The sequence below is a fragment of the Serratia ureilytica genome, assembly GCF_017309605.1.
In the GTDB taxonomy this organism is placed as follows: Bacteria; Pseudomonadota; Gammaproteobacteria; order Enterobacterales; family Enterobacteriaceae; genus Serratia; species Serratia ureilytica.
On sequence record NZ_CP071320.1, the window covers coordinates 4,208,520 to 4,229,779 of the forward strand.

General features: G+C 43.9%; 18 protein-coding genes. 3 read left to right on the forward strand and 15 right to left on the reverse strand.

The genetic code is table 11. The annotated features are described in order from the left end of the window. Positions 1 to 29: 29 nt before the first annotated feature. The 4 genes from J0X03_RS19990 to J0X03_RS20005 are packed head-to-tail and all read right to left on the reverse strand — an operon-like array spanning position 30 to position 5,112. On the reverse strand, positions 30 to 449 hold the full coding sequence (locus J0X03_RS19990) for a hypothetical protein (RefSeq protein ID WP_105577148.1): 420 nt from the start codon (positions 447 to 449) through the stop codon (positions 30 to 32). Beyond that, on the reverse strand, positions 430 to 2,427 hold the full coding sequence (locus J0X03_RS19995; RefSeq protein ID WP_160203979.1) for a hypothetical protein: 1,998 nt from the start codon (positions 2,425 to 2,427) through the stop codon (positions 430 to 432). The genes J0X03_RS19990 and J0X03_RS19995 overlap by 20 nt, the downstream gene beginning before the upstream one ends. Next, complete coding sequence (locus J0X03_RS20000) at positions 2,415 to 3,929, reverse strand: site-specific integrase (protein WP_102011737.1); 1,515 nt, start codon at positions 3,927 to 3,929, stop codon at positions 2,415 to 2,417. Before J0X03_RS20000 ends, J0X03_RS19995 begins: the two co-directional genes overlap by 13 nt. After that, the gene (locus J0X03_RS20005) at positions 3,913 to 5,112 is read right to left on the reverse strand and encodes a tyrosine-type recombinase/integrase (protein ID WP_160203978.1); all 1,200 of its coding nucleotides are present in this window, start codon (positions 5,110 to 5,112) and stop codon (positions 3,913 to 3,915) included. The genes J0X03_RS20000 and J0X03_RS20005 overlap by 17 nt, the downstream gene beginning before the upstream one ends. A 432-nt stretch (positions 5,113 to 5,544) precedes the next feature. Between J0X03_RS20005 and J0X03_RS20010 the strand changes: the two genes are divergently transcribed. After that, the gene (locus tag J0X03_RS20010; RefSeq protein WP_064189535.1) at positions 5,545 to 6,099 is read left to right on the forward strand and encodes a hypothetical protein; all 555 of its coding nucleotides are present in this window, start codon (positions 5,545 to 5,547) and stop codon (positions 6,097 to 6,099) included. 198 nt (positions 6,100 to 6,297) lie between these two features. Continuing rightward, positions 6,298 to 6,516: a hypothetical protein gene (locus J0X03_RS20015; protein ID WP_032417543.1), complete on the forward strand. Its 219-nt coding sequence runs from the start codon at positions 6,298 to 6,300 to the stop codon at positions 6,514 to 6,516. Between the two features lie 26 nt (positions 6,517 to 6,542). Here the strand turns inward: J0X03_RS20015 and J0X03_RS20020 are convergent, their stop codons facing one another. The 6 genes from J0X03_RS20020 to J0X03_RS20045 form a co-directional block, all read right to left on the reverse strand. Then, positions 6,543 to 6,980 carry a hypothetical protein gene (locus J0X03_RS20020; RefSeq protein ID WP_160203977.1) on the reverse strand — a complete coding sequence of 146 codons (438 nt, stop codon included), beginning with the start codon at positions 6,978 to 6,980 and terminating at the stop codon, positions 6,543 to 6,545. Between the two features lie 113 nt (positions 6,981 to 7,093). After that, complete coding sequence (locus J0X03_RS20025; protein ID WP_160203976.1) at positions 7,094 to 8,059, reverse strand: hypothetical protein; 966 nt, start codon at positions 8,057 to 8,059, stop codon at positions 7,094 to 7,096. Between the two features lie 14 nt (positions 8,060 to 8,073). Then, positions 8,074 to 8,673: a hypothetical protein gene (locus J0X03_RS20030; RefSeq protein ID WP_160203975.1), complete on the reverse strand. Its 600-nt coding sequence runs from the start codon at positions 8,671 to 8,673 to the stop codon at positions 8,074 to 8,076. Between the two features lie 265 nt (positions 8,674 to 8,938). Then, on the reverse strand, positions 8,939 to 10,957 hold the full coding sequence (gene drt3b / locus J0X03_RS20035) for an antiviral reverse transcriptase Drt3b (protein ID WP_160203974.1): 2,019 nt from the start codon (positions 10,955 to 10,957) through the stop codon (positions 8,939 to 8,941). Then, positions 10,954 to 12,216 carry an antiviral reverse transcriptase Drt3a gene (gene drt3a, locus J0X03_RS20040; protein WP_160203973.1) on the reverse strand — a complete coding sequence of 421 codons (1,263 nt, stop codon included), beginning with the start codon at positions 12,214 to 12,216 and terminating at the stop codon, positions 10,954 to 10,956. Before drt3a ends, drt3b begins: the two co-directional genes overlap by 4 nt. Continuing rightward, complete coding sequence (locus J0X03_RS20045) at positions 12,213 to 13,673, reverse strand: tyrosine-type recombinase/integrase (protein ID WP_160203972.1); 1,461 nt, start codon at positions 13,671 to 13,673, stop codon at positions 12,213 to 12,215. The genes drt3a and J0X03_RS20045 overlap by 4 nt, the downstream gene beginning before the upstream one ends. Before the next feature lie 152 nt (positions 13,674 to 13,825). Between J0X03_RS20045 and mutS the strand changes: the two genes are divergently transcribed. Further along, on the forward strand, positions 13,826 to 16,393 hold the full coding sequence (gene mutS, locus J0X03_RS20050) for a DNA mismatch repair protein MutS (RefSeq protein ID WP_408987890.1): 2,568 nt from the start codon (positions 13,826 to 13,828) through the stop codon (positions 16,391 to 16,393). A 79-nt stretch (positions 16,394 to 16,472) separates the two neighbouring features. Here the strand turns inward: mutS and rpoS are convergent, their stop codons facing one another. From rpoS to truD, 5 genes are all read right to left on the reverse strand, one after another. Next, a complete protein-coding gene (rpoS, locus tag J0X03_RS20055; RefSeq protein WP_019455119.1) occupies positions 16,473 to 17,471 on the reverse strand; it encodes an RNA polymerase sigma factor RpoS in 999 nt (332 codons plus the stop codon). A gap of 54 nt (positions 17,472 to 17,525) precedes the next feature. Further along, on the reverse strand, positions 17,526 to 18,524 hold the full coding sequence (nlpD, locus tag J0X03_RS20060) for a murein hydrolase activator NlpD (protein ID WP_160880184.1): 999 nt from the start codon (positions 18,522 to 18,524) through the stop codon (positions 17,526 to 17,528). A 325-nt stretch (positions 18,525 to 18,849) separates the two neighbouring features. Next, positions 18,850 to 19,476, reverse strand: a complete 627-nt coding sequence (locus J0X03_RS20065; protein WP_004932585.1) for a protein-L-isoaspartate(D-aspartate) O-methyltransferase — start codon at positions 19,474 to 19,476, stop codon at positions 18,850 to 18,852. Continuing rightward, a complete protein-coding gene (gene surE, locus J0X03_RS20070) occupies positions 19,470 to 20,231 on the reverse strand; it encodes a 5'/3'-nucleotidase SurE (RefSeq protein ID WP_060659942.1) in 762 nt (253 codons plus the stop codon). Before surE ends, J0X03_RS20065 begins: the two co-directional genes overlap by 7 nt. Then, positions 20,212 to 21,258: a tRNA pseudouridine(13) synthase TruD gene (truD, locus tag J0X03_RS20075; protein ID WP_033641888.1), complete on the reverse strand. Its 1,047-nt coding sequence runs from the start codon at positions 21,256 to 21,258 to the stop codon at positions 20,212 to 20,214. Before truD ends, surE begins: the two co-directional genes overlap by 20 nt. Positions 21,259 to 21,260 lie beyond the last annotated feature (2 nt).

Genomic DNA, 21,260 nt, shown 5'->3' on the forward strand with positions numbered 1-21,260 from the left:
TATCAATGGGAGAATTATTAAACATAGGCTCATCTTCTCAGACCATCATCTCTTCTACGGTCAATTTTAGGTAATGGCTCATCTAATTGATGCTCTTTTATGTCGTATCTATAGGCATTAAACTGCCATAAGATGAACTTCTGTTTAAGATTATTATTTTCTTCTTCAAGACTTTTAATTCTTGATTCCAAATTAAAGATTATTTTGGATGCATTGCCAAGGCTTGATGGTTTTTTAAACCTGTTCATATCGTTGGCAATCCCTTTCTTCTTACTTTTGAAAGCATCGGCTATCTCCTTATGATAAGACAAAGCCTGTCTGCTTGGTCGAGACTTGAGGAATGTAGAGCATTCATCACAAAGATGCTCCCAGGTGATCGATGAATCATCCCAGCCCCAGATAGTATCCAGTATCATAGTCTTCTCTTTTTTAGTTAATTTTTTTGACATTTTCAGCCCTCACTTTATGGTTTAGTAAATTTTCCTCGTTGGTTAGCCTTGATAGATGTGTAAAGCTCTTGTTCGATAGCCTGACAAACGAACCATTAGGGATGTCCGTATCCTCCAGAATATGGATAAGCTCAGTCAGCCTTTCTTTCGTCTGTACCTGGAAGGTCAGCCATTGGTCCTTCTCATCTATATCCCCATGACTACCACTACTATTTTCTCCTGCAACCTTATAAATCAAGCCTTTTACATGGGATAGTTTTTCTTTCAGCCTGGTTAGGTTTTCAGTATGCCCTTTGATGCAAACCTGATCTGAACAGTTCACGCAGTCTCTGAATTTTTCACACTGTGAAACGACAAAATCATGGGTGCAGTATCCAAATTCTGTTATGTGAAGCGTCTGAGGATACAATAATGCAGCTCCTGCTTTATGTTCACTATTCTCTAAAGAAGGATTAGATATCTTGCTACTCGTTCCATTGCTCTTTGCCAGTGCTTTCAAAGATTCATATTTTTCTAAAATCTCCTCTTCTTCTACATGATTGTAAACTCGATTTTGACTTACATTCACCCTTCCTGACCATTTGGCAATTTCATACTGAGACAATCCGTTCCTCTGCGCTATGGTATTGAGTAGGTGCCTTATCTGGTGGGTGTTAAAGTGAATGGCACTGCCATCACTATTCTTATAGCCATACCTCTCGAATATATTAACATTTTCTCGTTCGGGTGATATATCTTGGATAAAGAACCCTTTCTTTGGAATATACAATTGAATAATATTGTCTGTTTTCTTTGGATGAAAGCTATCCTTAAAGATCAAGAAAAGTAGATTACTATACTTTATGTTCTTCGCTTTGTCATACCAGGGAAAGTTAGGGGGAAGTCTGCTTCTTAACTCATCCCAAAGGGACTTGAGACAGTATGCTCCATCTGTATGTATCAGTGATAATCTTTTTAGCATTCCTGTGCAGTCTTTTCTTGGCTTCCTTTGGTTAGTCAGGATTTCAACCACCTGCTCTGATGTCAGCATCCTGTCAGCCGGAAGTTTTCTCAATCTACCTAAACTATGATGAAAGCCTTTGAAATCTAACTCCAGCAACTTAGCAAAAGCCCTTGCTTCCTTTGTGATAGACAGAATCCTCTCGATTGCTACTTCTAGAATAGGAACCATAACGCTTGGAATCCATTTGATTTCGGCACAATAGCCTTTGCCCGCCCAGAATCTCAGGCCGTGTTTAACTTCACCCTTTTTGGTGGTTTCTGCCATCAGGCAATCCATTGGTAAGGCTAAGGTTTCAGAGATCCTTGATGGTGCCGACATCAAAAGCACAATGACCGATGTGGTAAAGATATCTCGCCTGTTGGTTAGTGGTTGACTAAATATTTCTGCAAAAGCATTCAGAGCCACTTCATCTGGAAGTTTTCCTTTATGCTTAGCTTTATTGCAAATAAAGTCTTCATGTTTAATCTTCAATGGATTCTTCCATGAATGAATATTTGAAAAATGAGTAAGCTTATTTTTTGATATAAACAATGCCAAATTAGCTATCTGAGCAGCGATATCATAGCAATAAACAAGACTATATCTTTCCTCTAATAAAGATAGAGATTCATCAAAAACAGGTATGTTTATTTTTGAAATATCACAACAAGAATATTTCTTTATCAAAATGAATTCAATTGCTCTCAATGCAAGCAGGCAGTGAATTATTTTCCTTTTACGGAACATAATTTCATGAGTCATGTAAGACTTGGCAAAATCAAGAAAATCTGCATCCAAAATTTTTTGGCTTTTCCTTCTATTCTCACTGGATAACTTAGTAAATCTAATACCTCTGTCCTGAAACCTCCAAAAATTTGAATCCCAATCATTGTCTGTGTTTTGAGATAATTGAACCTTCATCCTATTGACTAACGATGCTAAATTAGATTTAAACCCTTCCTTTATGGAGGATTCCATTTTTACTACTTTTGACATGTATCGCCTCTCTTCTTTTTAATTTCATCACATTTTAAAATAACCTCTCCAACTGCATTAATTGTTCTGTCTAATGATGTCGTAATTTTAACATCACTCGTGATTGTTGCTATTCGATTTCTCTCATTAACCAGATAGTCATGAACACTCTGGTGAGGTCCATCAACCCAGGGCTGGAAGTGTATGCATGTATAGCATGGGACCGGAACAGGAGCACCACAGCTTTTACAGTTAGCACAATTTCCTGAATCTACCCCATCATGATTCTTTACTTTTTTATATCCAGAATCTTTCTCTATTAGCTTTCCCTTAAATGCATTTACATATTGGATGATCCCTGCTGTGATGACTTCATCTATCCTCGCCGCATATTCGGGAATATTCTTCACATAAAAACCGACAGACATTATTGAACGATGATCTAACAAGGCTGCTATAACATACTCGCTAAACCCTTCCTGTGCCGCTCTTGTGCCCAATGAATACCTGAATCGTCTCGCATGGATGGTAGACTCACTATCCAGAAACCCAATTTTTTTTGCTATCTTTTTTATTGTCATAGTGATATCTCTTGCCCTTATATGAAAAATATCCTTCTTCAGAAGAGCTAACAATTTTTTATCAGAGAACTTTTCATTAAATGATTTAGGATCTATAAAAAGAGGGATCTCTTTCACTTCATGCGTATTAACTTCCCTACCAAGAAAACTCTCAAAGACTCTAATGCTCTTTTCACTCAAAATGACTATGATGTCATGCAGATCCTCGGTTATCTTTAGTGGCGTGAATTCAGAGCGAAAAGCACCACTATGTTTAGCCCTTGGGAAGTTTATGAAATAATCAGTACCTACATCCTGGAATAAACTCACGATATCTTTCAATTTTAAGTGTGAGGTCTGTATCGCTCGCCTCCCCGTATATGATGTTATCAGTGCCATTGCCAACTCATCGAGTGTTATCTCACCAGCGTCATATAACCACATCGCCCCTTCATTAAAGTTTATCACCTCATTTTCACTGAGAGGTCCCTTCCTCTGATCTCTTACTCTTACAGCTTCTCCAAGTTGCCTTTTTTTGGGGATGCCATTATGTAAATACTCCACTTGCCATTCTGAGATGCCGGGGTAGCCTAAATTCAACCATTTTTTAAGAAATGTTCTTATGCTGGCTATATGCTCAGGTTTAGTTAATAGTGTTATCTGATGGTAATTCCTGATGGAATCATCCGTTGCCACCCCATTCTTAGTTGATTTTATATAATCATAAAATACAGAAAACAATCTTTTTGTATAATAGGATGACCTTGTTGTTGCAAAACAAGCTAATGTATCCAAAAAACCTTGATGGCTACTTTCATCCAGAACACTAAGAACAAGTGATACGTTAATCCTCACATTCTTATCTAATATCCATACTTTATCTTCCTTGTGAAAAGTATAACCACTATTAATAGCTATTAAAGGTTCTTCATTTTTTTTAACTTCTCTATTTGTTATTATCATTTTTTCTCCTTGCAGTGCTTAGGCGTTCTTGTAGCCTTAATGAGGCATCATCTGTTTTTTCTCTAATAAATCTTTTATTGTATATGGCAGACGTTCCAGAATTCTCTTTCCAGCCCATTTGTTGTTCCCTCATTTTACCCTGTTCTTCTTCACTAACTGACAGGGAATCCATAAGGTTTGAGAAGTTATAGTTCCAGGTATGACGTAGCTGATGTCCTTTTAAGCTATGAAGTAGAGGATCGCATGAGGCTATCTGGGCTATAATTTTATGATAACCCGATTTAGAAATAGGTAGCCCTCTCGATGGACCAGGTTTGTATGACAGAAATAGATAGCCCTTTTTCGAGGGAGAAACCTTGTGGCGATCAAAAGAAATATAGTCATGGATTTTGAGAGCTAAATCCCTTTCTAACGATAGTGTTCTACCGTAGGTCTTTACCAATGGTTGATTAAGTCTTGGGTCGTCCTTCTCATCAGGTCTTCTTGTAATCAAAATCCTGTTTTTTTGAAAATCGATGTCTTCCAGCTTTATATTTAATAGTTCGCCACATCGAACCCCAAGATGATATAAAAGAAGGATCATCAACTCATTTCGTTGCCTTACATAGGGTTCGAAAGGGTTGTTTGCTGAATGTGGGTTGATGACATCAAGGATTTTATCCTGGACATCTGAACTCAGACCATCATTAACATATTTTTTATTTTTGTTTTTACTATTAACAGGGAGTCTTTGTTTTATGGTTCGAACCATTCTGTTAACACTTACCCTTTGCTCTGATGAATCAAATCTGAGGATAGTATCTGACAGCCATGAGAAATAACCGATAATAGTGTTTAGCCTGTGATACAGTGTTCTCGTTGATATAGACTCAAAAGGCTCATGATTTGAACGTTTCCTCATTAAAAACATGGACAGGCTCTCAATCTTTGAGTTTGATAAACACTGTCCCGCTAAAATATCATTCTCTATTGGAATATTGTTCTCTCGTAAAAATCTGTACAGCAAAGAAATGCTAAGAGCTACTGACTCTATAGTTGAAAAGGAACAACCTCTGTTTCTGTATTGAATGGTTAGATATAGATTTGGATAATACAGTGGGATTTTATTTTCATTATCAAAAATGATGCAACGCCTCTCCCCCGATGCCATAGTGAGTTTATGTATACCTATTATAGTTGTCATCTATCCTCCTTTTTGCATTTTTATTAGGTGTAGCAGATACAATTTATTTGGCAATATTTACATTACATTTTTTTACATTATTTAGTCGTCCAAAACTGATGGACGCTGAATTCAGATAAGAAGATTTTGCGTTTCCCCTATAGGGGAATAGAGTTTTAACTCTGTACACCTGAGAATTAAATCTATATAGTTAACCCTACTATTTTAATTCTTATTCAGTTTAAATGTAAAAGATAAAGCAAAGATTACGTCGCCAAACGAAATTATTTTTGCTAATTTTATAATTAGAATCTAATCACATCCCAACTGACGATTTCAAATTTATTTTTGATAAAAGAGAAAAATCTTCTGTCGCTTTATTTTTAATCATCAATAAAAGATGATAAGATGTATCTGTATTCGTTTTCATCAACCTACAGTGGAAGTATCTTCATGAAAAGAGTAGTTAAGTTTGGCATCATCGGAATACCTTTAATAGCCTCTCTCTGTACAATATATGCTTTTATGTTTCCAAGAACACCAGATACTCAAAAGACAGGTGATATCGTTGGCACATGGAAATCAGATTATTCATATGACAGTGGGGGAATCATCGTGAGGGTAAATGGTGAGACATCATACTTCTCTAATGGAAAATACAATGTTAATGCTGATATGTCTTTCCAACCAAATAGTACGACTATAATAAGCTTTGCTACTAATGGTGCTGGAGATTGGAATATTAACGGCAAAGAATTGATAACAACACTTAATACTCTAAAGTCTACTCCTGATAAAATGATTTATAAAGGGAACGTATTAGGATCTCAAGATTTTGATATGATGGAACGAATTTCCAATCAAAAGCTAAAGACCATAGAAGATTTCACAGCAACTGGAATAAGTCAGTCTTACATTATAAAAAAAGATGGTCATGATAAAAAGCTGTTAGAAGCTATAAACCCCTTTGGAAAAAACTACAGTATCGTGATGCATAGAGAGAAGTAATAGCTTGATAAACACGGTTAGTGTTCTATTGGCCGTGTTCGTTCCTCTCTGGCATCCTGCTTTATCGCTACCAGAACCCCTAAGCGCCCATCCCTGATGAAATGAAGCGCTACTCTACTTCTTGCCGTTCCGAACGTCAGTATGTATGCTTCTTCTCTCTGCTGATAGTTTCTTACGACCATGTTATGGGTAAACAGTATGTCTCAATACAAGATAGAAGAGAAAATCGAATACGCGCCAGATGGTACTGTCATTTCGAGACAATGGGAAATCTACCATCAAGACGGGCGACTCGCGGAAGGAGGGATTGATTCAAAAGAAAAAGCCCAAATAAAAATGGAAGTATTAGAATTAAATGATGCGTTAAAAATAACAGCTATACCACTCAATGATAGCAAGCCAAAATCTAATGGATAAATTATTTAGCAAGGATGCTATTATTACTACCACACACCATATAACGGTAAAAAAAGACCATTATCTTTAACCAAATATTGCTCACCTTGATAGGCTCCAGATATAGCCCATCGTAGCCTTCGTGTGTGTTCATCATAATCAGAATTACCATTGTCAATCAAAGCCTGGCATATAGACCATGTTATATTTTGTCTTTCCTGGAACGGAAAAGGAATATCATTGTCCTGATACATTTCGTAAAGACATACGATAGCGAAAGCAAAATCATCAAGATTAAGTCTTGCAACAATATCACTGTATGTCTTTAGTTTATTAGCGTTGATCTTATCTTCAACAAAAACCAGCGCTGATAATGCTGAAATATGTTTGCAATCTAAATAAGAAAGCTCTTTCTCAAAAAAACCATCTACTGACACCTCATTGTTAAATACTTTCTTCAAGTTAATATAGATCTTATTGCTCATCTCATCTGTTCCTTTTTATTCTTCTATCCGATGTAGATAACATATCAGTGATAAATGTCAAAAGGATTCAATGAAAAAGTATTTCATACATACTTCCCTTTCCTATCTACCTTTCAAGAAATTCTATCTGGATGTTCAATGACCAATGGATCTTTATCAAGCTTAACGCCAAATAATGTGAAATCATGCTCAGTAAAAGGAAGATCCCTAATCAAATTAAAATAGTAAAAAAACAATATTCGGTTTGTATTCATTGATAGTTTGAATATTGCGCCAGAATGCACTCCACCCAGAGTCTCCTCAGTAATACTTGTTCTGTAGGCTTTTCTTTTTGCATTTTTTCTATCCCACCCATGCTTTACAGACCAATTATTCATAACAGAGATTAACTTTTTGCGTTCTTTTTTTGAGTGCATAAGGCTATGACCACAATAGACATTCCTAATCTCAGTGATAACATCAATTTCTTGCTCAATATATTTTAACCATCTTTTTACTTCTTCGCCATGCTTTTTGCTTTTCTTTAACCTCATAAATCTTGCATTGATAAGCTTCTTATATGGATTACTACCTAATGTTTTATAATTAGAGCGGTCATTCCAATATGCATTGGAGAGTCCTTCTATTGAATTAGCAAAGTATCCAACTGTAATTGGCATATAATCAACAGATAGCCTAACTCCTACACAATACATAGCCAAAGATTTCCTTAAAAGTTCGTTTCTCCATTTTGTATATGAGGAAAAAGGAAATTTAGAAACTTTACCTATGAATTTCAAAAAAAATGCCCTATCAAAATCCTGATAACCTCTCTTATGAAAATATGTATTATTTCGAACAGAATAAGGATCATCAGCACTTTCTCCGAAATATAACGTGAGCCATTGCAATAAGATCCATTCAACGAGATTTCCATCTATGCTTTTTACGCAATAACCATAACCTTTTTCAACCCTATCATCATTAAAATCAATGAGATAAGCTCTATCTTTAAAAACAAAGTCAATTGAATTGAGACCATTTGTATTGATTCTACTGGTTTTAAAGTGAGATAAATGTTCATTTTTATTTAATTTCAAAATAATAATTCCAATTAATTATTCAAATTATCATTCAGTATATATTTCTCCTGCTCAGCATCCGATGCAAGAGCAATGTTTTTTAATACTGAAGTAAACACTTTATGCCAGATAGCTCGTTCATCTGTATTTATCCATGCTATAAAGAGAGCTTCTTCTATTGAAAGACAGATCACTTCTGCATTAGGATCAAACAGAAGTTGTCTGAATTCATTATCAGGGATAGTTAGTGCATGAGATATGATTTTGTTGTCAGAATCATCATTATTAATCATTTGCCAGAAGGGTTGAGGTTCTGTGAAATCACTCAATGAGGTGAAAGTTAAACCTCTAATCTGAGCTGCGTGAATAGTATTTTTGACCTTATGCTCATCGCGCCAAACACGCAGATCCCCAAGTAGGTAGTTTACTTTCTGGTTTCTAGCCTTGCTGTCTTCTGATTGGTATTGTATGTATGGCGGTCCATCACCATTTTGCCTATATCGTGCCAGAGTTTTGACACTGATACCAAGATAAAGGGCTGCCATCTCAGCATTAAGAGTAGCCTCCTCAGGCATATCGCTAAACAGTCGCCAAACTTCACTAAGATCTCGCAACACCTCTATGTAATGCATAGCAACTCCTTCAGAAGCTCCTTTCACTAATCATTTCTACTTTAGAATTTTATATAGCAAAAAGCCAGCTCGAAAGCTGGCTATGCACTAAAAGAGAATGACTCAACATCAGGTGTGTAGCACTAAAGTACCTCAACTAACATTTAAGTGTAGTGTTGCGCACTTCACTTAAAAACTAGCGAATTCCACTATGAATAGTGGTTTGCCAAGACAAGCCAGGCAAGAGTAATATTGCCAACCCTTAAAGCACAACAATAATAACACCTCAATAAGCAGTTCTCAACTCTTTTCTTTCAAGTAAATTGAGCATGTTATGCTGCTCCCATTTGACGAACCAATACTTAGTTAAAAGGTAAGATAAATCACTTTCAATCTCTGCCTGCTGGCGTTGAAGAGAAAACTTACTTAGAAATTTCTTATACCATTTCTCTCTAAAATGCAGAGAAATATACTTACAGCTCATGCAGTCCAAAAATAAGTGAGCCAGCTCTGAGTCTTTCTCAAGATCAAATGAACTATCAAATTTCTCATCAATTATACATTCCACTGCCTTCCTATTTTCTTCATATACATTGTGGTCCTTATAATAATACAGCAAGCTTATAATGAAGAAATAGTTATAATTATTTACATTACTTAAAGCTTCTTTTATTTGCATTTCATCCATGAGGTAGTTTTCACCAAAATCACTTGTGGCAAGTATAACATTCATCTTCTCGATTGATGTAAACCCTTCTCTAAGTTCAACATTATTTTTAGAAAACCTCATATTTCTCAATTCTGTCATTATCATATCTTTAAATTTATCAAGAAATATCTCTGACTCTTTGATAAAGAACTTCTGCACAATAGCTATTGATTTAGCTAATCTGTTTGACGATGAAACGCTTGGTTTAATACTATGGAAGAAAAACATAATTTTAATTATTATAATAATTGCTTCATAAAATTCGCTTAAAGATTCTTTGTCATCTTCTGCTTTATATAATTCAACCAGTCTTCTTATCCTTTTAGCGAATGCAGAAATCAAATATGGCGCAACATTTTGATAGCCATCATTACTTTCGCTGCATCTTGACTTAATCAGATCAAGTATACTTTTAATTAACTTCTCGGATCTATAAATATAATTAACCTTTGATTTTACTTCGTTTTCATTACAATTTCGTGATCTATCAGAGAATATTTTTTCGTCGAAAAATTTCAGTATTTTTTTCGCTTCAATAACCATTTCAGATTTACTGGTTAAAAATGGTCGTTCTATTTTGCTGAGTTTTTTATCGCCTAAGTATAAATTATATTTAGCAAGCTCATCACTAATTACACCATATACATGCTGAGCTATATCTTGATTTACAGCAAATATAAAATAGTCATCCACATACCTTAAGACTTGATAATGGATTTTGCATGTACATCCGTACACTTCCTTAAGTTTTATTATTATATTTCTATCTATACTTTGGAATATCAACTCTGCAAATACTCTGCTAAATTCAGCACCGATAGGTATCCCATTTGTTTCATTGTTATTACTCCTTTGAATTATTTTATCTAATTCCTCTGAAAACTGCTTGCCTTTATTCAAATTAGTTTTGACGAATTCTTTATTTTTTATTGCCCAGCTTATTGTATGTGTGTAGATGCTATCAAAACAGTTAGCGATATCTAATGACCACATTGTGTTAAACTTCTTCTCTAACGCAATATAATCCTCACTTTCAAAAAGTTTAAAGATTCTGTCATATCCTTTATAGGCGAAATATGAAGACGCATGTTTGCTCCAAAGTTCCTTTTCAAGAGTTTCAATATTTACACTTTTATAACTTACATCTTTATAGTTTTCATTCTTTAAATAAAATGAATTAGCAATCTTTACTGGTGCTCTAATTGAAAACTGACTTTTTTGGCAGAGGGCAGTAATAACACTGCCAAATTGATTGTAAAACTCTATATAATTGTATTGTGATCGAGGATGGATTAATGACAATGTTCTTAACTTGGTTTCATCTTTGAATATTTTATATTTTAATGGATAGGTTTGTTCTATTTGTTTCTTTGCTCTGTCAGCATCGTTAGATAATCTTTCGTCATCTTTAGGGGATACTATTTTTTTGAAGAATATATCTATTGGATTGAATTGAGATGTGTTTTGATCGCTTATATGTGCGTTAATATATAAACCATCATTTGTGAATATTATGGGAACATCCGAAGGGGATGTATCAGTTAACAGTGCTCTCCGATAATCCTTCTTATCTAATTTTATAGTTTTTATTCTCACTTCCAGATCCTCGTTATAGTTTTCATTCGGTTTAGACTATATTTTTTATGTATTCTTGCATTAAAGCCTCTTTCAAAACTTATCCCTAATAATATTTTTTTTTGCTCTTTTGTTAATGTCAGAGTCTTTGATAGTCGACCTCCAGAACCAAGTAGAAGTCCTTTTAGATAATTATCTATGCATTTTAACGAGTCATTATTGTTAACCAGCGAGTAGTTATAAAAAATTCCTGTTGGTATTTTCCTGTTTTTATCTTTGTTTATTAACGTCCTGTTGGTAGATAAAAATGTTATTCTATCAAATAAAATATTAAAATCACCATTCTTAATAAAGTTGTAGATTGATTTACAAATTCTGGTCTTTATTCTTTTTATTTTTTTATCACTTATATCAATTTTTATTTTTCGGTATATAGAGTTTGCCTTACCAGCCGATGATGATCCATCTGAATTTGGGGGAATGTGCGTATCGATGACCGTAATTTTGTACCCCAGATAATCAAAACTAGCTGCAATAGAACCATTTACATCTTGTGGAGAATGAGTCCTTTTGTTTATCTTAATTACTTGAGTCTTAGCATCATTAGCAGTCAATCCAGCGGGAAAGTTATCTTTAACTTTATTTAACATACTAACTTCATCTATTTTATTATCTGTTATAATTAATATATCGTCCACAAACCTTTTATATAAAAAAACATCATTCATTTCTCTTATTATTATGTCAAATTCTTGCATATAAATATCTGATAAAATTGAGCTTAATTCTATACCCCTTGGCAATCCACTATTTCCATTTTGAACATGTACATTTAAAATAAGTCTAATAAGGTTTTTAGAATGGCAGGAAAGTGAGTGATCGTGATTTATTTTTTTTAAAAGCACATCTATATCAATTGATTCATAAAAAGATTTGATATCAATTAAAAATATTTTACTTTTAACACCTTCCTGCACATAGGAAATAAGATTTCGCACAATTTCTGTTCGATGAAACTTTTCAATCTCAATGTTATTACAAACATTTGAATGCAACCGCCTTAACACTAACTTCCAAGGTAAGTCGTTTACATAATAAACGGTCTTACCATTAGAAACTGTTTCACTAATTGCTGGAGATAATAATTTATGGGCAACATCATAAGCATCCGAAACTTCTTTTTCTAAGTACGCATCATCACTTAGCTGATCATATTTATAGAAATCACTTTTTTTTATTGCCCTTGATAAAGAATATTTATCAAAACTCTGCCCCTTCATACTTTCCCCTTGAGAATTGGTGGATACTTGGATGACGCTAATAATGAATTATATAATTCAGGTGAAGTCAACAACATATTTAATTCTATACGTTGTAGGGCTTCATAAACACGATCTTGATCTGGGTTTGCGTATCGCTCTGTAGGGTCAGTGGTGTTTCGATGGTTAAGCAATTTTTTAACAACTGCGTAAGAGGTGAGTTCTTCAGCTACACGACCAAAAGTTCTTCGAAGATCATGCATACCTAACTTCACTATCCCTGCCTCTTGGCACAGGTTTTCGCGTAAACTTTTACTATCTGAATAGTGTCCAACCTTGCTTCGTGATGAACGAGCTGGAAAAACCCATTTGCGTTTATCTGCTCGCTTTTCGTTATCGTTGACGATATCTCTTCGATCTTCCAGAATTCGCTTTGTCGCATCGCAGATTGGCAGTTCATGGTCATTACGGTTTTTGGTGTCGTAGAATCGAATCATTCGGTTTTCAAGATCAACATAACTGGTCGTTCTTGCTTCTTCTTCAGTTAGAGCCTCACGCCAGCATAGGGAAGCAGTTTCTTCTTTCCTCGCACCTAACAGAACCGTCAACAACAGATAATCACAACCTAATCGATTTAAGCTTCGCTTGTTGTGTAATGCGGTAAGAAAACTCCCTAATGTATCTTTTGGAGAAAGCGGATTTCTAACACCTTTTGCACGATAGCTATCTTCCAGTTCAGAACGAGTCCTGAACTTTTTTTGCACTTTTAGGATGTTAAAAGGATTGTAAGACAGCGTAGGTTGCCTTTGTTGGGTTTGAGCATTCCCAGCTTCGATTTCGATTGCATGTTTCACTGCCACATTTATCCAACGAAACGTCTGTTCTGCTGCTGTTCTGGCCCTAGATGCTATCTCATCGAACTTCTGAAGAATTTCATTACCAGTGAGATCCTTTACTCGTAAAGCTTCCCACTCTTTCAGGCGATTTTCTGCTTTGTTCAGCACACTAAGTGTGTTGGGTTTGGCTGGTTTTGGTCTTCCTAACAGATGTTGGCGGTATTGGGCGAACACTTCACTGATAGTGAGTTCAGAAGCCTCTGTTTCTCGCTTGATTCTATTGGGATTCCTCTTTGTTGCGATCATGGTCTGAACCAACTGTCGGGCTACTTCACGAGCTTGATCGATATTCGGAAAATCAGAAACATTGCCAACTTTTACTTTGAGCACAGAACTAGGTTTCTTACCTTCACTCACACTACGATCACCGGAAGACACTCTTCTCTGGATTACATACGTTTTTTTCGTCAAACTTACCTTCACACCAAAACCTACTGGCGAATCACGGTGATCATCAAAAACGATGTATGGCTTCTGTTGTGGGTTAGATTCGAAAACAACTTTTCCTCTATCGTTAAGAGCAGGCTTCGCACTGATGCTTAACTTATTGATAATAAAAGACTGATTGAGAGTTGTTTTCAAAATATCACCACTATTTGTAGCCCAAGAATGATTAGAAGGTAACCTATCACATTCTAGGCTACAAGTGAGCTACAAATTTATGGGTTTATGTGAGTCTAAAGGGGTTTCACTTGGGGCCACATAAGTACCCAGAAGACTTAAAAACGAGTAAAATCAATATGAATGATGATCTTGATAAGGACTTCTCTAGCCACACGCCGATGATGCAGCAGTACCTGCGCCTCAAGGCCCAGCATCCTGAAATCCTGCTGTTCTACCGCATGGGTGACTTCTACGAGCTGTTTTACGACGACGCCAAGCGCGCTTCCCAACTGCTGGATATCTCGCTGACCAAACGCGGCGCCTCGGCGGGCGAGCCGATCCCGATGGCCGGCGTGCCGCACCACGCGGTGGAGAACTACCTGGCCAAGCTGGTTCAACTCGGCGAATCCGTCGCCATCTGTGAACAGATCGGCGATCCGGCCACCAGTAAAGGGCCGGTCGAGCGCAAAGTGGTACGCATCGTCACCCCCGGCACCATCACCGACGAAGCGCTGCTGCAAGAGCGCCAGGACAACCTGCTGGCGGCGATCTGGCAGGATGCGCGCGGCTTCGGTTACGCCACGCTGGACGTGAGCTCCGGCCGCTTCCGCGTCGCCGAGCCGCAGGATCTAGAGACCATGGCCGCCGAGCTGCAGCGCACCAATCCGGCCGAGCTGCTCTACCCGGAAGCCTTCGAACAAATGGCGCTGATCGAGCAGCGCCACGGCCTGCGCCGCCGTCCGCTGTGGGAATTCGAACTGGAGACCGCACGCCAACAACTCAACCTGCAGTTCGGCACCCGCGATTTGACCGGCTTCGGCGTCGAGCAGGCGCATCAGGCGCTGCGCGCCGCCGGCTGTCTGTTGCAGTACGTGAAAGATACCCAGCGCACTTCGCTGCCGCACATTCGCGGCATCACCATGGAGCGTCAGCAGGACGGCATCATCATGGACGCCGCCACCCGCCGCAACCTGGAGCTGACGCAGAGCCTGTCCGGCGGCAGCGACAACACGCTGGCGGCGATCCTCGATCGCACAGTCACGCCGATGGGCAGCCGCATGCTGAAACGCTGGCTGCACATGCCGACCCGAGACATCAAGGTGCTGACCGCCCGCCAGCAGGCGATCGGCGCATTGCAGGAACGGTTCGCCGATCTGCAGCCTTCGCTGCGCCAGGTGGGCGATCAGGAGCGAATTTTGGCGCGCCTGGCGCTGCGCACCGCGCGGCCACGCGATCTGGCCCGCATGCGTCATGCTTTCCAGCAACTGCCGGACATCCGCGCGGTGCTGCAAGATGTGGATACGCCGCATGTGCAGCAACTGCTATCTCAGGTAGGCCAGTTCGACGAGCTGCGCGAACTGCTGGAACGCGCGATCGTTGAATCGCCGCCGGTGCTGGTGCGCGACGGCGGCGTGATCGCCCCCGGTTACAACAGCGAGCTGGACGAGTGGCGCGCGCTGGCCGACGGCGCCAGCGACTACCTCGATCGGCTGGAGATCCGCGAGCGTGAAAAGCTGGGGCTGGATACGCTCAAAGTCGGCTTCAACGGCGTACACGGCTACTACATTCAGGTGAGCCGCGGCCAGAGCCACCTGGTGCCGATCCACTATGTACGTCGCCAGACGCTGAAAAACGCCGAGCGCTACATCATCCCGGAATTGAAAGAGTACGAAGACAAGGTACTCACCTCCAAGGGCAAAGCGCTGGCGATCGAGAAAAGCCTGTACGACGAGCTGTTCGATCTGCTGCTGCCGCACCTGGCGGAACTGCAACAAAGCGCCGCCGCGCTGGCCGAGCTGGACGTGCTGGCCAACCTGGCCGAGCGCGCCGACACCCTGAACTACGCCTGCCCGGTCATGAGCGAACAACCGGGGATCCGCATTACCGAAGGCCGCCACCCGGTGGTGGAGCAGGTGCTGAGCGAACCGTTTATCTCCAACCCGCTCTCCCTGTCGCCACAGCGCCGCATGCTGATCATCACCGGTCCGAACATGGGTGGTAAAAGTACCTATATGCGGCAAACGGCGCTGATTGTGCTGATGGCGCACATCGGCAGCTACGTTCCGGCTGCCAAAGCCACCATCGGCCCGGTGGATCGCATCTTCACCCGCGTCGGCGCGGCGGACGATCTGGCTTCCGGCCGTTCCACCTTCATGGTGGAGATGACCGAAACCGCCAATATTCTTCACAACGCCACCGAGCACAGCCTGGTGTTGATGGATGAAATCGGCCGTGGCACCTCCACCTACGACGGCCTGTCGCTGGCCTGGGCCTGCGCCGAGAACCTGGCCAACCGCATCAAAGCGATGACACTGTTCGCCACCCACTATTTCGAGCTGACGACGCTGCCGGAAAAAATGGAAGGCGTGGTCAATGTGCATCTGGACGCGCTTGAGCACGGCGACACCATCGCTTTTATGCACAGCGTGCAGGACGGTGCCGCCAGCAAAAGCTATGGCCTGGCGGTCGCCGCGCTGGCCGGCGTGCCGCGCGACGTCATCAAGCGCGCCCGCCAAAAGCTGCGCGAGCTGGAATCCATCTCCAGCCACACCGCGTCGGGCAGCGTTGATGCCACCCAGATGACGCTGTTGCAGGAAGAGACTTCGCCGGCGGTAGAAGCCCTGGAGGCGCTGGATCCGGATTCCCTGTCGCCGCGCCAGGCGCTGGAATGGATCTACCGGCTGAAAAATATGGTGTAGTCAGACGCCAAACGCGGGCATAAAAAAACGGTGAGCATCATGCTCACCGTTTTTATTTGATGCGATTCAACAACCGGCGTTATTCGCGGAACAGCGCCTCAATGCTCAGGCCCTGCATCTGCAGAATCTCACGCAGGCGACGCAGACCTTCAACCTGAATCTGACGGACGCGTTCACGCGTCAGGCCAATCTCCCGGCCCACGTCTTCCAGCGTCGCCGCTTCATAGCCCAGCAGGCCGAAACGACGCGCCAACACTTCACGCTGTTTGGCGTTCAGTTCGAACAGCCATTTGACGATGCTTTGCTTCATATCGTCGTCTTGCGTGGTGTCTTCAGGCCCGTTGTCCTTCTCGTCGGCCAGAATGTCCAGCAGCGCTTTCTCCGAATCCCCGCCCAACGGCGTATCCACCGAGGTGATGCGCTCATTCAGGCGCAGCATGCGGCTGACGTCATCCACCGGCTTGTCGAGTTGCTCGGCAATCTCTTCAGCGCTCGGTTCATGATCCAGTTTATGGGAAAGCTCGCGCGCGGTGCGCAGATAAACATTCAGTTCTTTGACGATATGGATAGGCAAACGAATGGTGCGGGTTTGGTTCATGATCGCCCGTTCAATCGTCTGACGGATCCACCAGGTTGCGTAAGTGGAGAAACGGAAACCGCGTTCCGGGTCGAATTTTTCCACCGCGCGGATCAGACCGAGGTTACCCTCTTCGATCAGATCCAGCAGCGCCAGACCGCGGTTGCTGTAGCGGCGGGCGATTTTCACCACCAGCCGCAGGTTGCTTTCAATCATGCGACGGCGGGACGGCACGTCACCGCGCAGAGCACGCCGCGCAAAATAGACCTCTTCCTCTGCGGTCAACAGAGGTGAATAACCGATCTCACCCAGATAGAGCTGCGTCGCATCCAATACGCGTTGCGTAACGCCTTGAGACAACAGCTCTTCTTCCGCTAAATCGTTCTCGCTGGCCTCTTCTTCTACCAGCGCTTTTTCATCAAACGACTCAGCCTCAGCTCCATTCTCGTCGAAATCCGCATCATCATGTAACTCGTTAACTTTCAGCGTATTTTGGCTCATATGCTGCTCCTACCCGTGATACCGCGAGCAGAATCTCAGCGTATTCTGCCCAATCTATCGCTGCGGAAGATAACGCAGCGGGTTTACGGATTTCCCCTTGTAACGAATTTCAAAATGCAAACGTACTGAACTGGTACCGGAGCTACCCATGGTGGCTATTTTTTGACCCGCCTTCACTTCTTGTTGTTCCCGGACCAGCATTGTGTCGTTATGAGCGTAGGCGCTCAGGTAATCATCATTATGTTTGATGATGATTAGATTACCGTAACCCCGTAAAGCGTTGCCTGCATACACTACGCGACCATCGGCGGTAGCGAAGATAGGCTGCCCACGGGAACCGGCGATATCGACGCCCTTATTCCCACCTTCTGATGAGGAAAAGTTATCAATAATCTTGCCGTCAGTCGGCCATCTCCAGGTACTGACCGGAGCGCTGTTGCTGACGGTGCTGCTCACTGGTGGAGCGGCTTCCGGTGCGGTAACAGGCGCAGTCGCGGTCCCAACCGCTACGGCGCCCGCTGCAGGTAACATCTTACCTACATTCTGTTTACCCGAGTTTTCAGAATACGCGTTAGTTGATTGAGAATCAACCGTTGCCGTCTGGATCTGGGTGCTGGAAGGTGGCTTCGGAACACCGCCTTTGGTCGCGTCAGTCGTCGCCAGCATACCGCCGCCGCCATTGGCAGAACCATTACCAAGTTGAATGGTTTGGCCAACATTCAGGCTGTAAGGCTCGGGAATATTGTTGCGCTGCGCCAGGTCGCGGAAATCGTTGCCGGTGATCCAGGCGATGTAAAACAGCGTATCACCGCGCTTGACCGTATAGGTGTCGCCGCCGCTGTAGCTCCCTTTAGGGATAGCGTTATAACTGCGGTTATAGACAATGCGGCCCTCTGGGCTGGCCTGCTGCGCTCCGCCATTATTATTGCCGGATGGAACGGCGCCGCCGCCGCCCACGCTGCTGATAGGGGCTGACGTCGAGGCCGTGTTTGTACAACCCGCCAACCACAAACTTACCATCGTACACACCGCAACCCGGCGTAACGTAATCATTGGGCTTCCCGTGCTCATGCTTCCCCCATGACAGCAATATCAGTGATATATCCAAAATACCCTTTACATCGTAGCCGAGCTTTTGCCACTTCCCAGTTTCTGCGATGTAAAGGCGCCGCCGGCCGATCCCTGAACGCCAGGTCATCTCCCGCCGGAGCATCAAAACGCGCGCCAATGCTAACCACATTGGCGTCACCGCACCATAAGACAACTACGTAGAAAGGCCAATTCTAGTGAAAATTAGCCTGATTGGAACGAGAAAACCTTATCCGCACGTGATGAAAGTGCAACAGATTTTTCAGACGGTCGAAAAATCAGACAATCGCTAGGCCAATTCGCCTTTCACCAGCGGCACAAAGCGCACCGCCTCTACCGCGTCGACCACGAAATCGTTGCCATGGCGCTGAATGCGTTTGAGGGTTTGGGCCTGCTCGCCCACCGGCAACACCAAAATGCCGCCGTCGTCCAACTGCTCAACCAGCGCCTGCGGGATCTCCGGCGGCGCGGCAGTGACGATGATCGCATCGAACGGGCCGCGCGACGCCCAGCCCTGCCAGCCGTCGCCGTGGCGAGTGGAAACATTATGAAGGTCGAGCTGCTTCAGGCGGCGCTTGGCCTGCCACTGCAGCCCCTTGATGCGCTCGACGGAACAAACGTGTTGCACCAGATGCGCCAGGATGGCGGTTTGATAACCGGAACCGGTGCCGATCTCAAGCACCCGTGAAGTAGGCTTCAGATTCAGCAGCTCGGTCATCCGCGCCACCATATAAGGCTGAGAAATAGTCTGGCCGGAACCGATCGGTAATGCAGTGTTTTCGTAGGCTTTATGATCCAGCGCTTCGTCGACAAAACGCTCGCGCGGCACCGCTTCGATCGCTCGCAGCAGCTTTTCGTCCCGGATCCCTTGCTGACGCAGCTGCGTCAGCAATGTTTGCATACGCTTGTTCACCATTCCCCGCTAACCTCTGCCTTGGTTAACCATGTTTTCACGACTTCCTGCGCCGCGTAGGCGGTCAGATCCACCTGTAGCGGCGTGATCGCCACATAGCCTTGTTCCACCGCCGCAAAGTCGGTATCCGGCCCGACATCAAATTTATCACCAGGCGGCCCGATCCAGTAGAGATTTTGTCCACGCGGATCCTGCTGGCAGAAGACCTTATCGGCGGGATGGCGGCTGCCACAGCGAGTGACGCGCAGGCCTTTGATCTCCACCAGCGGCAAATCCGGCACGTTGATATTCAGGATTTTTCCGGTGCGTAACGGTTCACGCTGCAGCGCACGCAAGATGCGGCAGGTAATGGCCGCTGCAGTCGCGTAGTGTTGGTGACCGTTCAGCGACACCGCCAGCGCGGGCAGCCCCAGGTGCCGGCCCTCCATCGCCGCCGCGACGGTGCCGGAATAGATGACGTCATCGCCTAAATTCGGTCCGGCGTTAATGCCGGAGACCACGATATCCGGCGCAGGGCGCATCAATGCGTTGACGCCAAGATAAACGCAGTCGGTCGGCGTCCCCTGCAGCACCGCGATATCGCCGTTGGCCAGCGTCTGCGTGCGCAGCGGCGACTCCAGCGTCAGGGCATTGGAAGAACCGCTGCGGTTACGATCCGGCGCCACGACCTGCACCTCGGCAAACTCCCGCAGCGCCGCCGCCAGCACCTGAATGCCCGGGGCGCTGACGCCGTCATCGTTACTCAGCAATATCCGCATCACTGTTATCCTGCTGCATGATTTCGCGAACCACGCTGGTAGCAAAGCTGCCTGCCGGCAACCAGAAGCGCAGTTCCACGGTAACGTCATCCCACCAGTTCCACTGCAAATTTTGCGGCTGCAACAGCAGGGCCCGGCGAGCGGGTTCGACACGCTCGCGCTTTAAAAGCGTAAGCAATTCCGGTTGTTCCGCCAAGCATTGTTGTTCAAAAGCCAAGGCTTGGCCGGCGGTGCCTGGCTCTCCGTCGCCCGGCAAGGAGGCCGTGATCGCCAGCTCGCCGGCATCCAGCCGCTGTTGCAACGTCTCCAGCTCATCGGCTTTGGCGACGAACCAGCTACCGCGGCCGCTCAACTGCAGGGCATCCCCTTCCAGCACGGTGCGCTGCAGGCCGTCGGCCAGGCGCCGGCCGGCTATCAGATTGAACAGCGCACTGCGGCTGGCGGAAAGGTAGAAGCTGCGCTTGCTGCGCTCTTTAACGCGGATTTCGTCGTTCGCCCAGCGGCGCGCCATCACCAGATTGTTGCCGCCGCGGCCGAAGCGTTGGCTGCCGAAATAGTTTGGCACGCCCTGCGCGGCGATAGCCTGCAGGCGGCGCTCAACGTCCTGACGATCGGAAATCTGGCGCAGCACCAGCGTAAAGTGGTTGCCCTTCAGATTGCCGATGCGCATTTTGCGCAGGTGGCGGGCGAACGAGAGCACCTCGCAGCCTTCCAGCGCAAACTGTGAGAAATCCGGCGTGTCTTTGCCCGGCATATGCAGGCAGAACCACTGTTCGGTCACCGCGTGGCGATCCTTCAAGCCCGCATAGCTGACGGAACGGGCGTGAATACCGGCGAAGCGCGCCAGATAGTCGGCCACGAACTGGGTATTGCAGCCGTTTTTACGGATGTTCACCAGCACATGCTCGCCTTCGCCGTCCGGCGCAAAGCCCAGGTCTTCCACCACCACGAAGTCTTCCGGATTGGCTTTCAACACCCCGGTGCTCTGCGGCTGGCCATGCAGCCAGGTCAGATTCGCCATATCCATGC

Excerpts from the sequence above, each read along its gene's own strand:
- J0X03_RS19990 (WP_105577148.1), bottom strand. The coding sequence starts at position 449 with ATGTCAAAAAAATTAACTAAAAAAGAGAAGACTATGATACTGGATACT.
- J0X03_RS19995 (WP_160203979.1), bottom strand. The coding sequence starts at position 2,427 with ATGTCAAAAGTAGTAAAAATGGAATCCTCCATAAAGGAAGGGTTTAAA.
- J0X03_RS20000 (WP_102011737.1), bottom strand. The coding sequence starts at position 3,929 with ATGATAATAACAAATAGAGAAGTTAAAAAAAATGAAGAACCTTTAATA.
- J0X03_RS20005 (WP_160203978.1), bottom strand. The coding sequence starts at position 5,112 with ATGACAACTATAATAGGTATACATAAACTCACTATGGCATCGGGGGAG.
- J0X03_RS20010 (WP_064189535.1), top strand. The coding sequence starts at position 5,545 with ATGAAAAGAGTAGTTAAGTTTGGCATCATCGGAATACCTTTAATAGCC.
- J0X03_RS20015 (WP_032417543.1), top strand. The coding sequence starts at position 6,298 with ATGTCTCAATACAAGATAGAAGAGAAAATCGAATACGCGCCAGATGGT.
- J0X03_RS20020 (WP_160203977.1), bottom strand. The coding sequence starts at position 6,980 with ATGAGCAATAAGATCTATATTAACTTGAAGAAAGTATTTAACAATGAG.
- J0X03_RS20030 (WP_160203975.1), bottom strand. The coding sequence starts at position 8,673 with ATGCATTACATAGAGGTGTTGCGAGATCTTAGTGAAGTTTGGCGACTG.
- drt3a (WP_160203973.1), bottom strand. The coding sequence starts at position 12,216 with ATGAAGGGGCAGAGTTTTGATAAATATTCTTTATCAAGGGCAATAAAA.
- rpoS (WP_019455119.1), bottom strand. The coding sequence starts at position 17,471 with ATGAGCCAAAATACGCTGAAAGTTAACGAGTTACATGATGATGCGGAT.
- nlpD (WP_160880184.1), bottom strand. The coding sequence starts at position 18,524 with ATGATTACGTTACGCCGGGTTGCGGTGTGTACGATGGTAAGTTTGTGG.
- J0X03_RS20065 (WP_004932585.1), bottom strand. The coding sequence starts at position 19,476 with ATGGTGAACAAGCGTATGCAAACATTGCTGACGCAGCTGCGTCAGCAA.
- surE (WP_060659942.1), bottom strand. The coding sequence starts at position 20,231 with ATGCGGATATTGCTGAGTAACGATGACGGCGTCAGCGCCCCGGGCATT.
- truD (WP_033641888.1), bottom strand. The coding sequence starts at position 21,258 with ATGGATATGGCGAATCTGACCTGGCTGCATGGCCAGCCGCAGAGCACC.